The organism is Carnobacteriaceae bacterium zg-84, assembly GCA_013874835.1.
In the GTDB taxonomy this organism is placed as follows: Bacteria; Bacillota; Bacilli; order Lactobacillales; family Aerococcaceae; genus WM01.
Map to the genome: position 1 here is coordinate 1,646,206 of CP059430.1, position 15,234 is coordinate 1,661,439.

16 protein-coding genes, 1 pseudogene and 1 other annotated feature are annotated in these 15,234 nt (G+C 33.1%); of the genes and pseudogenes, 5 read left to right on the forward strand and 12 right to left on the reverse strand.

Annotation, left to right across the window (positions count from 1 at the left end):
- Positions 1 to 37 precede the first annotated feature (37 nt).
- From H1220_07785 to H1220_07795, 3 genes are all read right to left on the reverse strand, one after another.
- Positions 38 to 877 carry an HAD family phosphatase gene (locus tag H1220_07785; protein QMI85579.1) on the reverse strand — a complete coding sequence of 280 codons (840 nt, stop codon included), beginning with the start codon at positions 875 to 877 and terminating at the stop codon, positions 38 to 40.
- Between the two features lie 222 nt (positions 878 to 1,099).
- A complete protein-coding gene (rplL, locus tag H1220_07790) occupies positions 1,100 to 1,465 on the reverse strand; it encodes a 50S ribosomal protein L7/L12 (protein QMI85580.1) in 366 nt (121 codons plus the stop codon).
- Between the two features lie 71 nt (positions 1,466 to 1,536).
- Positions 1,537 to 2,037: a 50S ribosomal protein L10 gene (locus H1220_07795; GenBank protein QMI85581.1), complete on the reverse strand. Its 501-nt coding sequence runs from the start codon at positions 2,035 to 2,037 to the stop codon at positions 1,537 to 1,539.
- A 32-nt stretch (positions 2,038 to 2,069) separates the two neighbouring features.
- Positions 2,070 to 2,201, reverse strand: a sequence feature (ribosomal protein L10 leader region).
- 144 nt (positions 2,202 to 2,345) lie between these two features.
- Here H1220_07795 and H1220_07800 point away from each other — a divergent pair.
- The 3 genes and pseudogenes from H1220_07800 (at position 2,346) to H1220_07810 (ending at position 5,305) form a co-directional block, all read left to right on the forward strand.
- Positions 2,346 to 3,306 (forward strand): annotated as a pseudogene (locus H1220_07800) (IS30 family transposase).
- A 105-nt stretch (positions 3,307 to 3,411) separates the two neighbouring features.
- Entirely contained in the window at positions 3,412 to 4,350 is a 939-nt protein-coding gene (gene mvk, locus H1220_07805; GenBank protein QMI85582.1) for a mevalonate kinase, read from the forward strand.
- Positions 4,351 to 4,411: 61 nt separating this feature from the next.
- Complete coding sequence (locus tag H1220_07810; protein ID QMI85583.1) at positions 4,412 to 5,305, forward strand: ribonuclease HIII; 894 nt, start codon at positions 4,412 to 4,414, stop codon at positions 5,303 to 5,305.
- Positions 5,306 to 5,385: 80 nt separating this feature from the next.
- On the opposite strand, the gene H1220_07815 is transcribed toward H1220_07810, so the two are convergent.
- Positions 5,386 to 6,102 carry an aquaporin family protein gene (locus H1220_07815; protein QMI86692.1) on the reverse strand — a complete coding sequence of 239 codons (717 nt, stop codon included), beginning with the start codon at positions 6,100 to 6,102 and terminating at the stop codon, positions 5,386 to 5,388.
- 213 nt (positions 6,103 to 6,315) lie between these two features.
- Here H1220_07815 and dhaS point away from each other — a divergent pair, with 213 nt between their 5' ends.
- The gene (dhaS, locus tag H1220_07820; protein QMI85584.1) at positions 6,316 to 6,870 is read left to right on the forward strand and encodes a dihydroxyacetone kinase transcriptional activator DhaS; all 555 of its coding nucleotides are present in this window, start codon (positions 6,316 to 6,318) and stop codon (positions 6,868 to 6,870) included.
- Here the strand turns inward: dhaS and H1220_07825 are convergent.
- On the reverse strand, positions 6,867 to 8,051 hold the full coding sequence (locus H1220_07825; protein QMI85585.1) for a glycosyltransferase family 8 protein: 1,185 nt from the start codon (positions 8,049 to 8,051) through the stop codon (positions 6,867 to 6,869). The two genes, dhaS and H1220_07825, sit on opposite strands and share 4 nt — an antisense overlap.
- Positions 8,052 to 8,361: 310 nt before the next feature.
- Here H1220_07825 and efp point away from each other — a divergent pair, with 310 nt between their 5' ends.
- The gene (gene efp / locus H1220_07830) at positions 8,362 to 8,925 is read left to right on the forward strand and encodes an elongation factor P (GenBank protein QMI85586.1); all 564 of its coding nucleotides are present in this window, start codon (positions 8,362 to 8,364) and stop codon (positions 8,923 to 8,925) included.
- 157 nt (positions 8,926 to 9,082) lie between these two features.
- On the opposite strand, the gene H1220_07835 is transcribed toward efp, so the two are convergent.
- The 7 genes from H1220_07835 to H1220_07865 all read right to left on the reverse strand — a co-directional run bounded on the left by H1220_07835 (position 9,083) and on the right by H1220_07865 (position 14,983).
- On the reverse strand, positions 9,083 to 9,376 hold the full coding sequence (locus H1220_07835) for a DUF1292 domain-containing protein (protein ID QMI85587.1): 294 nt from the start codon (positions 9,374 to 9,376) through the stop codon (positions 9,083 to 9,085).
- Positions 9,377 to 9,388: 12 nt separating this feature from the next.
- A complete protein-coding gene (gene ruvX, locus H1220_07840; protein QMI85588.1) occupies positions 9,389 to 9,808 on the reverse strand; it encodes a Holliday junction resolvase RuvX in 420 nt (139 codons plus the stop codon).
- Complete coding sequence (locus tag H1220_07845) at positions 9,805 to 10,074, reverse strand: IreB family regulatory phosphoprotein (protein ID QMI85589.1); 270 nt, start codon at positions 10,072 to 10,074, stop codon at positions 9,805 to 9,807. Before H1220_07845 ends, ruvX begins: the two co-directional genes overlap by 4 nt.
- Before the next feature lie 74 nt (positions 10,075 to 10,148).
- The gene (locus H1220_07850; GenBank protein ID QMI85590.1) at positions 10,149 to 11,603 is read right to left on the reverse strand and encodes a polysaccharide deacetylase family protein; all 1,455 of its coding nucleotides are present in this window, start codon (positions 11,601 to 11,603) and stop codon (positions 10,149 to 10,151) included.
- Positions 11,593 to 12,027, reverse strand: coding sequence for a transcriptional repressor (locus H1220_07855; GenBank protein QMI85591.1), 435 nt, complete (start codon positions 12,025 to 12,027; stop codon positions 11,593 to 11,595). The genes H1220_07850 and H1220_07855 overlap by 11 nt, the downstream gene beginning before the upstream one ends.
- Before the next feature lie 64 nt (positions 12,028 to 12,091).
- Positions 12,092 to 12,628 carry a DUF402 domain-containing protein gene (locus H1220_07860; GenBank protein ID QMI85592.1) on the reverse strand — a complete coding sequence of 179 codons (537 nt, stop codon included), beginning with the start codon at positions 12,626 to 12,628 and terminating at the stop codon, positions 12,092 to 12,094.
- 291 nt (positions 12,629 to 12,919) lie between these two features.
- Positions 12,920 to 14,983: an InlB B-repeat-containing protein gene (locus H1220_07865; protein ID QMI85593.1), complete on the reverse strand. Its 2,064-nt coding sequence runs from the start codon at positions 14,981 to 14,983 to the stop codon at positions 12,920 to 12,922.
- Positions 14,984 to 15,234: the final 251 nt, after the last annotated feature.

Here is a 15,234-nt window from a genome sequence, read left to right on the forward strand (position 1 = left end):
GTACACCTTTGGCATATTCTTAATAGATAATCTTTACTTAATTCTCTTTATTCTGTAAAAAAGAAATATCTCCATTTGCAACAAATTGTTCTAAAATATTTTGAACAGCTTGTTCTTCATTCGTTCCAATCTCATAACGACATACTTTTTTCAATTCATTATCGGCATTTTCCATGGCAACACTGTACTTAACTTCTTTCATCATTGGCAAATCATTTAAATTATCGCCAAATGCGATACACTCCTCTTTTTTTATACCGTATTTTTCTTGTATAAATCGAATGCCTGCTCCTTTTCCGCCGTCTTTATGATACACATCAATCCACATATCTCCACTTGTCGCTGAAGAAACATTATATTGTTCACGAATTGTTAAAGCAATTTGTTTATTTTCCTCTAAAGAACGTTTACTCATGATGGCAATTTTAACGACTTCTTCATCAGCTGGAATATCCGACAATGTTTTTATTTTAATAATTTCCATATTATATTTTAGAAAATGCATCAACGCTTCATCAGAAATCGTTTCGTAAGTGTATGCTGTTTTTGTCGTACTCAATAACGCATAACATCCTTCAAAACTTTCAGCTAATGTCACAACTTTTTCAACAATGTGTTGAGCAATCGCTAATACATGAATGGACTCCCCTTGTTTCACAATATGGTTCCCGTTATCTCCTGCAAAATATAGCCAATCTTGACATACATCATCAAAAGGTTTTGAAATATGGTCAAAACTATTTCCACTTGCAATGACACCAACGATATTTTTCTCACGCAACTGTTCAGCAATTTGGTTAAATCGCTCTTTATCATACGTTTTATCCTCTCTTAAAAAAGTACCATCCATATCTGTCGCAATTAGTTTTATCGTCATATTTGCACCTCATATCTTTCTATTATTTTTATTGTATAAAGATTATATGGAATAGTCAATGATACGCACCAATAAACACTTCTATCCTCATTTTTGTTAAATATAGTTTATTTTTAATTATCATAGTAAGGACAAATTGATATACTATGAACCCAAAAGATTCACACTAAAACAAAAAATTGGCATCCCGTACGGGATGCCAATTTTGATACGTCATTAAAATTATTTTAATGTTACAGTTGCGCCAACTTCTTCTAATTGAGCTTTTAACGCTTCTGCTTCTTCTTTAGATACGCCTTCTTTAACAACAGATGGAGCACCGTCAACTAATTCTTTAGCTTCTTTCAAGCCTAATCCAGTTGCTTCACGAACAACTTTGATTACTTTAATTTTGCCGTCGCCAGCGCTTGTTAATTCTACGTCAAATTCTGTTTTTTCTTCAGCTGCTGCTGCAGGTCCTGCTGCGATTGCTACTGGAGCTGCTGCTGTTACGCCAAATTCTTCTTCGATAGCTTTTACTAAGTCGTTTAATTCTAAAATTGTTGCTTCTTTAATATCTGCAATAATTTGTTCAATGTTTAATGCCATTATAATTTCCTCCGATTTATATATGTTTTTATTTTTGTTACACTAGGCAACTTTTTGTGTGGTTAATAAAATTAAGCCACTTCTTCTTTTTGTTCTGCAACAGCTTTGAAAGCCAATGCTGTATTGCGAACTGGTGCTTGTAATACTGATAAAAGCATTGAAAGCATTCCATCGCGGTTTGGTAAAGAAGCCAATGCTTCGATTTCTGCTTTTGAAGATACTTTACCTTCAACGATACCAGCTTTGATTTCTAACGCGTCTGCTTTTTTAGCAAACTCAGCAATAATTTTTGCTGGTGCTACTGCATCATCATTTGAGAATGCAACAGCTGTAGGTCCAACTAAAGCTTCGTCTAATCCTTCTAAGTTGTTTTGAGCAACTGCACGACGTACAATACCGTTTTTCAACACTTTAAATTCAACGTTTGCTTCACGTAATTGAACACGCAATCTTGTTACTTCATCAACAGTTAATCCTAAGTAGTCAACAATAACAACTGAAGATGCTTCTTCAATTTTTTTAGCAACTTCTTGAACTAACTCTGCTTTTTTAGCAATAGCTGCTTCGCTCATTCATTTCACCTCCATTAGATTTGGGGTAGCACTTTTTAAATAAAAAAGCCCTACATCACCCAAGACATAGAGAACCACAGAAATTTATATTAAATATCTATCTTCCTCGGTAGGATATTAAGGATTTCTCCACCCACTGTCTTTGGTAGCTTTTCACTTTCTTTATCTTACCCTTTTTACTTTTTTATGTCAACTATTTTATTAAAAAATCTTGATTTAGTAAATTATATAATTAAGTTAGCCAGTAGTACAAAAAAAGCATCTCATAGGATATACTTTTAGTAACAACAAAAAAAGGATACCAAGAGATGCAAGAATACTATAACACCAAAGGCAAACATATAACAGAAAAAGAACGTTACTTCATCGAAAAATGGAAAAAAGAAGGAAAAAGCAATAGAGAAATCGGTAGATTATTAGGAAAAAATCACCAAACCATCAATAATGAAATCAAACGTGGACTTATCGATTTATCTTTTCATGGCGGCACTAAAGAATACTCTGCTCAAAAGGCACAAAACGATTATCATCGTTTACGTTTAGCCGTAGGTAGAACAGATACGTGGACGGTAGAAAAAAGAAGCCCTCATCAGAGAAAAAATCATGGATAAATATTCCCCTGAAATGATTAGTCAACTACCTGATATGCCCTCTTGTACAACGATTTACTCATGGGTATACAAAGGATGGATTACAGGTATTTCGCGTAAACATTTGATTTATCCTAGAAAACATAAACCGATAAAATCCAATGAAAAACGACCACCAAGAAAGGCTAATGCCCTCTCTATCGAACAGCGACCACAAGAGATTAACGAGAGAAAAGAAGTTGGGCATTTTGAAATAGATTTAGTGATTTTAAACAAGAAACGTGGACAACAATTATTGACATTAACGGACAGAAAAACACGCTATGAAATTATTCGTCTAATTCCTGATAAAACGGCTCAAAGTGTGAACATCGCTTTGACGTCTATTCAACAAGACTATTTAATCCGCTCTTTAACAGCTGATAATGGTTCTGAATTTTTACGATTAGATGAGGCTGTCACCTGTCCTATTTATTATGCACATCCATTCTCTTCTTATGAACGAGGTAGTAACGAAAATGCAAATCGATTGATTAGACGATGGTTTCCAAAAGGCACAACAACCGTTACTCCTAACGAAGTAACGGCTGTTGAACAATGGATAAATCGTTATCCACGTAAATTATTTAACTATGTATGTCCTTATGATTTACCTGAGGTGGCTAACTTACTATTGTAATTTGTGAATCTTGATTTTCAAATATTAAAATTTTTTAAACGTTGTTTACTTTTGAAGTAATGTTTTATAGACTATATCATGAGTTTACTATCATAGGAGTTTATTATGAATATAACCAAAAAGAAAACAGCAACGGGAACAGCAAGTGGTAAAATTATTTTAATTGGTGAACACGCCGCTGTTTATGGACATCCTGCTATCGCCATTCCTTGTACAGCTGTCCAAACACATGTAAATATTTCTCCAGCAAAGAACGGCTTATATTTATATTGTGATTTATATGAAGGACTAATTGATGATATGCCAGAATTACTAACTGGTTTGAAAACAATTATTAACGCCACTTTATACTACTTAAACCAAGAACATACACCTCTACACATTCGTATAGAAAGCTCTATTCCATCAGAGCGAGGTATGGGGTCTAGTGCTGCTGTTTCTTGCGCAATTGTCCGTAGTTTATGTCAATATTTCAATAAATCGATTACAACAAAGGAACTAATACATCTTGTTCAAATTGCTGAAAAAGTCGTTCATGGTAATCCAAGCGGCTTAGATGCCACAATTATTTCAACGGAAACACCTTTATTTTTTGAAAAAGGCAAACCCTTTAAAAAAATCAGCATAAATACGACTGGTTATCTCGTCATTGCAGATACAGGATTAACAGGACAAACAAAACAAGCCATTGAAAAAGTAGCAACCTTAAAAAAAGTAGCGCCAAAAACACATACATCTATCATGACCACATTATCAAATATGACACATCGTGTCACACATTATTTGGCAACCAATCAATTACATGCTTTAGGACAGACCATGACACATGCTCATCACGCTTTACAAAAATTAGGCGTATCGCATCCGTTATTGGATCAACTTGTATCCTTATCCTTAGAGCACGGTGCACTTGGCGCTAAACTTACTGGTGGTGGTTTAGGTGGCTGTATGATTGCTTTAGCAAAAACAAAACAAGATGCAGATGCTTTAAGATGTATATTACTATCAAAAGGGGCTAAACAAGCCTTTGTTCAACCTCTATAACCATAGTTTTGACTATGGTTTTTCTTTTATTTTTGATACACTGTATATAAAGGAGATTAACATGACGACGATAAAAATGAACACAGTACAAATAGAACAATTAAAAAATTTTTACCAAGATTACTTAAAACCAACATGCCCACCATACAGTTTGTTTTCTGCTGTTAAAGACGGAACGACTATTACCGCTTATGAATCTGGCAAAGTACTTTTTCAAGGCTCTAATGCACAAGCAGAAGCACAACAGTGGGGGACTTTTGATACAAATGAAAAAAAACAGGATAATAACTTGCCACCCAATTTCCAAACATGGTCTGTTATTGGTAGTGACGAAACAGGTACCGGTAGTTATTTTGGATCAATTGTCGTATGTGCTACATATGTCAAAAAAGAACAATTAGCGTCTTTAAAGCAACTTGGTGTACAAGACTCAAAAAATTTATCCGATTCTCGCATTGCTATTTTAGCAACACAATTAAAAGAAATAGTACCTTATAGCTTGCTTGTCGTTGAACCACCAAAATACAATGACATTCAGCCAACCATGTCCCAAGGGAAAATGAAAGCTATTTTGCACAATTATGCACTCGGAAAATTATTAAAAAAAATATCTCCCGAGTATCCTGACGGTTTGCTTATTGACCAATTCGAATTACCTCAAACCTATTTTTCACACATAAAAGATGAACCCGTTCAAATTAAAAAAGATGTGTACTTCGCCACAAAAGGAGAAAGTCATCATTTAGCTGTTGCATGTGCAAGCATTATCGCAAGATATGAATTTATTGAAAATTTAAAAAAACTCTCAAAACAAGCGGGTATAAACTTGCCATCTGGTGCAGGTCATTCTGTTGATGTTGTGGCAAGTCAATTACTCAAAAAAGATAAAAACGCACTATCTTATTATGCTAAATTACATTTTGCCAATACAGAAAAAGCTAAAAAATTAAAATAACCATATTAAAACCGGGATAATCATTTATCCCGGTTTAGTTATATGTCGATTTGGAATCCATTTTAGAAATATCTCTACTATTACATTGTTAATTGAATAATCATATTATATAACACACTACCAACGATACCACCAAGGATTGGACCTACAATAGGAATCCAAGCGTATCCCCAGTCTGAATCACCTTTATGTTTTAAAGGTAAAATGGCATGCATCAATCTTGGTCCTAAGTCACGTGCTGGGTTAATCGCATAACCAGTTGTAGACCCTAATGAAAATCCTATAGTTAAAATAATTAAACCAACAATCATTGGTGACATACCATCACTTAATTTATTTTGTCCCATAGCTAAAATACCAACCATTAAAACAGCTGTTCCTAGCATTTCTCCAAAAACATTTGACCATGTGTGACGAATAGCTGGTGCTGTTGAAAAACAGCCTAAAACTGTGCCAGTGTCTTCTGTTTCTTGGAAGTGAGGATAAAAATGTAAATATAACAAAACAGATGCTGCCATGGCACCAATCATTTGTGCAATGATAAATGGTACCACTTGTGCCCAAGGAAAACTACCAATCACAGCAAGTGAAATTGTCACGGCAGGGTTTAAATGGGCAGGACATAAAAATCCAGATGCGTAAACAGCAATAGTTACTGCCACAGCCCAACCTAAAGTTACCATGAGCCAACCTGTATTCTGTGCTTTTGTTTTATTTAATGCAATACTGCATACAACACCGTTCCCTAATAATACTAAAATAAACGTTCCTAGCAATTCTCCAATGAATTGTGTCATTTCCGAACTCATACTATCTCTCCTTATTTCTCTATTTTTATGAATACCACATCGACAATATAACTTGGTTTATTCATTATTTTTCTATAAAAATCACTTTTTATATATCACTATTATACAGAATGCGTTTACAATTTTTAAGGGACAAAAACTATATTTTGTCACATTTTTTCTTTTTATCATGTATAATAGTTATAAAAGGAGAGATTGTCTATGAAAAAATCTATGGTCACTAAAAAGAAAATTGCAGATGCTTTTAAAGAACTGATGGTCAAAAATGATTTTGAAAAACTAACCACAACAGATATTACAACATACGCCAACATACGACGACAAACTTTTTACAATCACTTTAAAGATAAGTACGACTTAATTATTTGGATTTTTGAAAATGAATTAGAACAACAAATAACTCATCATTTGCATAACTACACTTGGAAAATCATACTCACACAACTACTCAAATATATTGACACACGTCAAGAGTTTTATAGTAAAGTTTTTCTCATTCTAGGACAAAATAATTTTGACGATTTTTTCACAGAACAATGCCATTATCTTCTTGAAATGGCTATTAAAGAAAAAAAGGTTGACATAACACCTTATTTAAAACAATCTTTTATTATGTACAATGCATCTGCATTAAGTAAATTTATTAAATCTTATTGTTTAATCAAAGAACCTTTAGCCTATCATGCAGATGAACTCATCATATTTATTAGTAGTCAATTAAATGACTTAAAACATACATATAACAAAAGCCATTAAACGCGTTTAATGGCTTCTATCATATCTTGTACATTTTGAATAGGAATAACTTTATCATAAATAGCATCATCACGGTGCTTTGTTTCATCAAAAGCAAAAATAATTTTATGCTTTTCTTTTGCTTTCTCGACAACATTATCTACTTCACCTAAATAATTGATATCTAAATAAATATCACATTCTTCTAATAGTCTATCTCTTGTTAAAGATAAAATATTAGGATATAAAAAGACGTTTCGATATTTACTTAAAGCAACTACTTTGGATGAAAAATAGGTTGGTGCCGCAATACAAAATTGACTATTGGGTAAAGCAATCACTAACTCTTCTATGTGAGCGATATCTTGTGTGTTTGTTAAAATAAATAGTTTTTTGTTCCCATAGTGTAGAAACATCTCTGTATTATAGTTGAAAATTTTCCATTTTCCAATGATGTCCGTCCAAGTTAACGCATAATAAAACCACCATATTTCTCGCAAACGAATGGAACTGAATTGCCCCCAAGGCTTTTTTGCTGTGACGTAATGCACAATAATTGGTAGCGGATGGATAGTTTCAATGAAATCCTGTTTGTTTTCTATTTCCAACAACTTATCAAACCCAATCATTGTATTATAGCGTCTAGGTAAAGATAACCAATTATCTTTAAATGCCATATTTAAAATACTTTGATCACCATTATTCACTGTATGAATAAATTCTTCTGTTAAACGCATCAGTTTTTCAGATATATTTTCTTCTTTCCAAAGAGCATTATTGATAAGCATGACACCCGCATTAAATTGATTGACATGATGCGGTTCATTTACAGCTCCAATATAATAATGTCCTAGGTCAATATCAAATAGATGTGTAATATCTCCTGTCACAACAATATCTGTATCCAAATACAATACTTTTTCTTCTTCAACTAAATCACCAATTAAATATCTAAAATAGGTTGCTTGACTAATATGTGCATGTTGTGATTGATAATGACAATCTTTATCAACCATGTTCATATTGACAATCGAACAATTTACTTGTGTCAACACACTTTCTATATAAATAAACCATTCTTTAGGAATATCTTCATGAAGAAGATAAAATTTAATATATTGGTTATTGGCACAAATGGATTTAATCAATACATCTACTTTATCCAAATATTGATTATCCGCCGCTAATACAACTGCGTACATATGTATGACACTCCTATTCATTTAATATGACTATCCCATAAAAATTATAACACGCTCTATCTTTCCGTCAAGAAAATCATTCCCTACTTTTCATCATAAAAAAGTAGTGTCTTGCATAAAAATATTTATAATACATCTTTTAAAATACCAGTATTTTATATAATCTTAAGCACTGTTTCATCACACCGTTTTCGTCAAAAACAAATACAAAACAAACAGAAATTGTACACTATGTTTTAATAAAAATGTTGTTGTTATGAGGAAAATATGGTATAACTAAATAGTATTTAATTAGTTAAGGAGAGAACAAATGATTAACGTAAGTGATTTAAAAGCCGGTATGACTTATGTGGCTGATGGAAAATTATGGAAAGTACTTGAAATCAGTCATCACAAACCAGGTAAAGGAAATACTGTCATGCGTATGAAAATCCGTGATGTAAGAAACGGTTCAACAGTCGACACAACAATGCGTCCAGATGAAAAAGTAGAAAAAGCACATATTGAGAAAAAAGAAGTGCAATACTTATACAACATGGACGGCACAGCCGTATTCATGGATTTAGAAACATACGAACAATATGAAATCCCTCAAGATAGCATTGAAGAAGAATTAAAATATATTTTAGAAAACATGAATGTAAAAATTGAATTCTTCGGTGATGAAGTGGTTGGCGTAACATTACCAACAACTGTTGTATTACAAGTTTCAGAAACACAACCATCTATCAAAGGTGCTACTGTTTCAGGTTCAGGTAAACCTGCTACAATGGAAACAGGTTTAGTTGTAAATGTACCTGACTTTATCGAAGCAGGTGAATACTTAGAAGTAAACACAGCAGAAGGTACATACGTAAGACGTGCTACAAAATAACACCTAAAAAGTAACTATAAGTTGAAATAACGTTTTTAGACGTTGTTTCAACTTTTTGTTTATATGCTCTTTATTATAAAAAAGTAGTGAATGGCACAGCCATTCACTACCAAAAAACTTTCTCATTCTCTTTACCAACATAATTGATGAAGAGTCTTTATTCTTCTTCTTCTGCTAAAAACGTGTTTAATACTTCTTCAACCATATCCCATTCTTCGTCTGTTTCGATTGGTAGCAAATCTCCTGCTCCACCTTCTTCATTTTCTTTAAATGCGTATGCTTGAATTTCTACTTCATCATCTTCACTTGTCCCTGCAGGATATAATAATACATAAGATTTTCCAAAATCGTCTGAGTCGAATGTAAATAAAATTTGATATAATTCTTCATTTCCATCTTCATCAACAATTGTGATAAATTCTTCATCGTGCTCGTGATTATGTTCAGTCATAAAACTTTCTCCTTACTTTTGTCTATCTAAATAATTTTGCAACAAAATAACTGCAGCTAATTTATCGATGACTTTTTTTCTTTTTTTTCTTGATACATTACCCTCATCAATTAACATACGCTCCGCTTGAACTGTCGTTAAGCGTTCATCTTGGAAATCAACTGGTAAATGTGTTAACTCTGCTAATAAAGCAGCATAATATCGAGAGGCTTCTGCTCTAAACCCTTCTGAGTTGTCCATATTTTTAGGTAAACCTATGACTATTTTTTCAACTTTGTATTCTTGAATAATTTTTTGAATATCATCTAATCCAAATTGTTGTTTTTCCTCATCAATTGATAAAATACCAATTCCTTGAGCTGTCCAACCAAAAGGATCGCTCACAGCCATACCAACTGTTTTTGAGCCAACGTCTAAACCTAAAATTCTCACTTGTCCTCTCTCCCATGCGATGCTAAGTAGGCTTTTAATAATTCTTCCAGAATTTCATCACGCTCGTAATGTCGAATGACATTACGTGCATTGTTATGTCTTGGAATATATGCCGGATCTCCTGACATTAAGTATCCAACAATTTGATTAACCGGTTGATACCCTTTTTCTTTTAAAGCATCATACACACATAAAATCGCACGTTCCAGTTCTTTTCCTTCAAAATCTTCTTTATTGAATAACATTGTTTCATCAACAAATTCCATACATAACACCTCTTTTCGCTTTGTTTCTATTCTACATCAAAACAATAAAAACAACAACTTATATTACTTTATGTTTAATCGGCTTTTCTTGCATCATTGTGACTGAAGTAAACAACATTTGGTAACACTTGTCCATCTTGATATAATTCTGAGAATGTTACAAATTCAAAGCCACGTTCTCTTAACCCCAAAATTAAACTCTCAACAGATTGTGCAGATTCTTCATGAATATCATGCACTAAAATAATAGAGCCTCCAATCGTTGTATCTAATACTTGATGTTGGATAGAATTTACATTACGTGACTTCCAGTCTTCACTATCAATATTCCATAAAGCAATTGGTAATTTAGCCAATTCTGCGACTTTTTGATTATACGCTCCATACGGAGGTCTTAATGATTTTGGTTTCACCCCTGTAATATCTTCAATCATTTTTTGTGTTTTACCAATTTCTTCTTTAACTTCATCGTCCGTTAAAGTTGGTAAACTTCTATGCGTAAATGTATGATTACCTAACTCATGACCTTCTTGTACTTCTCGTTTTAATAAGTTTTCATTTCCCGCAATATTTTGTCCTAAAATAAAGAATGTCGCTTTAACATCGTATTGTTTCAACACGTCTAAAATTCTTGGTGTTGTATCTGCTCTTGGACCATCATCAAATGTCAAAGCAACTTTGTTCGTTGCTCCATTATTTCTAATCGTCGCAATAATCTCATCAAGACGACTAGCAATTAGTTTTTCACGTTTTTCTTTAATTTCTGCGATACGTGATTGATAAATTGATTTATGTGCATCTGATAATAATAAGTGCTCTTTAAAATAAGGTACGAGAGCATCTATATTCAAAGCTACCGGACTCAACATACCGTCTTCTTGTTTCACAAGAACACTAAATCCATCTGGATTATAGATATAACCTAATGTTTTTAATGTATCTACAGAAAGAGAAGCTTGTAATAGTTGTTTTTCTTTTTCATTTGTTACTTGATTGATTGTAGACATTAAAGCAGATAAAATATCATCTTTTTCTAAAGAAAATGATTCAAATAATCCTTCAAATGTTAAATTTCTACCACCGTAATAATATTGTGTTGCTAATAAAGAGGATGTGTCTTTTTTGTAGTTACCAAACCCATATTTATAGACATCTTTATATAAGTCATAACTCATATACCCATTTCCTCTATCCGTTTTTTTATAGTAAAAAGATACTACATCATGATCGGATTGCTTCACAATTTGATTATCCATAAATGTATTCACTAAATCAGATAATCCTTCCACTTGTTTTCCTGTATTATCTACTGGAAAATAACCAAGAGCGGTTGTGTCATTTAATGTTTTATCTGCATACTCAACATTCCCCGCTTCATTTTGTGCGATTTGCCCTGCTTCATTCAACACTCTTTGATACGCACCTGGTAAAGCTTGTTCATTATAAAATATATAGCCAGCAAGTACCAATAAAAGCAACAACACCACTGTCATCATATATAGTGTTAGTTTCATAGTTTTAGATTTCATTATTCATAACTCCCTTACATTCTTTACAATAGCCAAATACTTCTAGTCTTGGAGATACAGGGTCAAAACCATATGTTTTTTCTAATTTTTGACACATATCTTCAAGTGCTGAATACTCAAAATCAATCACATTCCCACATTGCAAACAAATGGCATGATAATGCACTTCATCATCTTCTTTATAATCATATCTCGTTGCTGCATCACCATACGTTAGTTCCATAGCATAACCTAATTTAATTAAAGCATTCAAATTATTATATACAGTAGACAAACTCAACGTATCAAACTTATCCTTAATTTGCTGGTAAATATCCTGTGCCGTTGGATGCGTCTTGGATTCATAGATATACTCCAAAACAGCCATACGTTGAGGGGTTAGCCTCATTCCATTCTTTCTTAATCTTTCTTTTAATAAATCCATTTTTCTTTTCCATTCTATGATATAAAAAATCTTTAGTGCTTTAATCGACTAAAGATTTTTCCATTTATCGCCTACGAGATAATTGACGATATCGTTCATACCACAAGTTGACGTATGCAGGAGAAAAAGGACCTTTCTCATTGTTAATCCAATCAACAAGAATACGTACATTTTCTTTCAGAATATGATCTATCTCTTTTGGATAGTGCATTTTTCTTCGATGCAATTCATATTCATCTACATCTAACAAGCGTTTTTCTCCATCGGGAAAGACTTTGACATCTAAGTCATAATCAATATATTTTAATCCCTCTGAATCAATCACATACGGCGAGGCAATATTGCAATAATAAGAAATACCTTTTGGTCGTATCATTGTAACCACATTAAACCAATAATGTTTATGATAATACAATAACGCTGGTTCTCTTGTTACCCACCTTCTACCGTCTGATTCTGTGACAAGCGTGTGATCATTGCATCCAATGATTGATTGCTCACTTGTTTTTAATACCATTGTATCACGCCATGTTCGATGCAAACTGCCATCATGCTTGTAGCTCTTAATCGTAATGAACTCTCCTTCACGCGGATGTTGCATCTATGCGCCAACTTTCTATCTAAATTTTGATTATATAATCAACTACACTCTAAGTATATCACAACTCTAAAGAAAAAAACGTAAAAAAAGAAAAATCACTGTAAAAAATTTTTAAGACATTTTGCATGATAATAAAACGCTAAAAAAACAGAACAATTTAACTTCTTTGTTCGTCTTTGTACTGATTTCCAATCTAAAGACACTAATTTTAAAGATTTCATCTTTGATCACAATTCATCTAAAGTAAAAATGAGCGAGTCCACATGAACTCACTCATTTTCAAAAATATATTTAACGTTTACGAGCTGATTTTTTAGATAAGCCAATTGCACTTAAAATAGCACTTAACCCAAATAATATAGTAGACACGCCTGATACATCTCCTGTATGTGGTAGAGTTGATTGAGTTGGTTTTTCTTTTTCAGTCATTGTCATTGTCGTTGTACTTGTCGTTGTTTGTTTTGACGGAATAATAGGTTTTGGTTTTTGTGTGATAGTTGTCGTAGTGGTTGTTTCGTCTTTTATTGGTGTAAATACCCACTCTCCAACAAATACAAGATTCTCTTTGTTAAATGCCGCTTTCTCTTTATCCCAAGCAATAAATGTCCATGTGCCAGATTGATCTGTATAACTTGAGGTATCAATCGCTGATACATTCACCTCTTGTCCATCTACACCAAGCACATTTGTATTAGCCAAACGATCTTTCAATACTTGTGGTAAATCTTTTCCTGTTTTTTCTTTAAAGACATAGGTTGCCGTGCGTATTTCTAAAATCGGTTTATCTGGTGTTTCCGGATCCCCCAATTCATATTTATGTAATTTGAAGTCCCATGTACCCTTAAATACAACATCTGCATTCATCACTGTCGCTTTCTCTTTATCCCAAGATACAAATGTCCACACCCCTTTATTGTCTTTATCTTCATACTCACTTGTATCAATACCTTGTGTGTCTACTTCACTACCTATTAAGACATCTATTTTATTTTTATCAGCTAATCTATCTTGAATCGCTTGTGGCAACTCTAGAGTAACACCTTGTTGTTTTTCAAAGTTATATGTCACATTAAAACCTTGAGACCATATCGCGTAGACCGTTTTATTTTCTGTAATAACTGCTGTTTCAGGGTCAAAATCTGCTGTTTTAGAATCTTTATTCTCACTCCACCCAACAAATATATAACCATCTCGTGTTGGATTAGCAGGTACATTTTGGTCCGTCAACGTATCATTTGGAATCGTTTTGTTGTAATCCGCATACACACTAGCAATTTTATCTTTTGTTACATCTGTTTCAATATTTTTCATAAAGGTCACTTCTGGATTAGCAAAAGTAACGGCCACTCCGGCTGGCGGCAAAATATTGTTTACATCTGCTGAGAGTATAAGCCGTCCCACTCCCCCCCATACTTTCCCACCAATTTCTCCAGTTACGAAAATATTGTATTTTCTTAATGTTTCAATTTCAGTTGGCGTTAATTTATTAGCAGCCATATTTAAATCTTTTTCTACAATACGTTTTTCTTCTGTTTTTTCGTCATCGGTCATCATACGACGATTCGCAGCAATCGCATTGGCATCTTGTGCACTTACTTTAAAATTATTAGTGCCCTCTGTATCAAAACCAAATGACATCGGTGTATCTTGTTGTGCTGCCGAAAAAGTCTTATTAGCAATAGGGACAACACGAATAATAAATTCCTTAACATGATGTGTTGGAATATCAAATTCTTTACGTGCGACATTCTCAACATATGTATCCTTAACATCTGCTAATTGATTGTATTGTGAATCAAATATATATACTGGTCGCCATGTTTCTGATGTGAAATATGCTTTTTGAATTAAACCATTTGCATCTGTATAAGATAAACGATCATCCAGCGTTACTTTTAAGTCAACATAAGATGTTGCTCCTCCCGGTTGAGCTTTAGCTAGTTCAGCAAGCGTTGCTGCATCCGATAAATCTGGTTTAAGTAAAGCTCCCCAAAGAGTCGCAATAATAAGACTTTGCGATTGTTTCATTTGAAATGTCGAATTAAATTTAAACAAGCTATCTTCAGTAGTTGGTGACGTTACAAGTACTTGTTTTGTTTTATTCTCTGTTTCAAAATTATGGTGTTCTAAAATTGGTGAACCACTAATTGTGTCACTAGCAGATTTCTCTTGATTGATATTAATCGTTGCAGGTATGTCCAAACTCCCAATGAGTGGTATACCAGTAATTTTTAAGTTACCATTAACCGCATATGCATTTTGTGTTTGTAATACGGTTCCTGCCATCACAAAAGTAGCCATCAATGCCACCATACTTTTTGTACAAACGCGTTTATAAAATCTATTTTCTTTCAAAATATTTCTCCTTTCACTTTTATAATACCTCACATACACTAAAAAGAATGTAACCCTAGCCTCCCACATCATATATTGAACAATCTACTTAGGAGTTTTCTGAAAAAGAATTTATTTTTTCAAGAAACAAAAAGCTTTTATCCCTTCTAGAAAAGGATCTCTTATAAAAAATCTTATTTTTTATAAGAATTATACCATAACATAAAGAAAAATATAATTAGATTTAATGTTTTCTAACCAAAAAATTTTAA

What these genes read in the sequence shown, in the direction of transcription:
- H1220_07795 (QMI85581.1), bottom strand. Translation starts at nt 2,037, where the DNA reads ATGAGCGAAGCAGCTATTGCTAAAAAAGCAGAGTTAGTTCAAGAAGTT.
- H1220_07855 (QMI85591.1), bottom strand. Translation starts at nt 12,027, where the DNA reads ATGGATTTATTAAAAGAAAGATTAAGAAAGAATGGAATGAGGCTAACC.
- H1220_07825 (QMI85585.1), bottom strand. Translation starts at nt 8,051, where the DNA reads ATGTACGCAGTTGTATTAGCGGCGGATAATCAATATTTGGATAAAGTA.
- mvk (QMI85582.1), top strand. Translation starts at nt 3,412, where the DNA reads ATGAATATAACCAAAAAGAAAACAGCAACGGGAACAGCAAGTGGTAAA.
- H1220_07835 (QMI85587.1), bottom strand. Translation starts at nt 9,376, where the DNA reads ATGACTGAACATAATCACGAGCACGATGAAGAATTTATCACAATTGTT.
- H1220_07785 (QMI85579.1), bottom strand. Translation starts at nt 877, where the DNA reads ATGACGATAAAACTAATTGCGACAGATATGGATGGTACTTTTTTAAGA.
- H1220_07815 (QMI86692.1), bottom strand. Translation starts at nt 6,102, where the DNA reads ATGACACAATTCATTGGAGAATTGCTAGGAACGTTTATTTTAGTATTA.
- H1220_07860 (QMI85592.1), bottom strand. Translation starts at nt 12,628, where the DNA reads ATGCAACATCCGCGTGAAGGAGAGTTCATTACGATTAAGAGCTACAAG.
- rplL (QMI85580.1), bottom strand. Translation starts at nt 1,465, where the DNA reads ATGGCATTAAACATTGAACAAATTATTGCAGATATTAAAGAAGCAACA.
- H1220_07845 (QMI85589.1), bottom strand. Translation starts at nt 10,074, where the DNA reads ATGGAATTTGTTGATGAAACAATGTTATTCAATAAAGAAGATTTTGAA.
- efp (QMI85586.1), top strand. Translation starts at nt 8,362, where the DNA reads ATGATTAACGTAAGTGATTTAAAAGCCGGTATGACTTATGTGGCTGAT.
- dhaS (QMI85584.1), top strand. Translation starts at nt 6,316, where the DNA reads ATGAAAAAATCTATGGTCACTAAAAAGAAAATTGCAGATGCTTTTAAA.
- H1220_07850 (QMI85590.1), bottom strand. Translation starts at nt 11,603, where the DNA reads ATGAAATCTAAAACTATGAAACTAACACTATATATGATGACAGTGGTG.
- H1220_07810 (QMI85583.1), top strand. Translation starts at nt 4,412, where the DNA reads ATGACGACGATAAAAATGAACACAGTACAAATAGAACAATTAAAAAAT.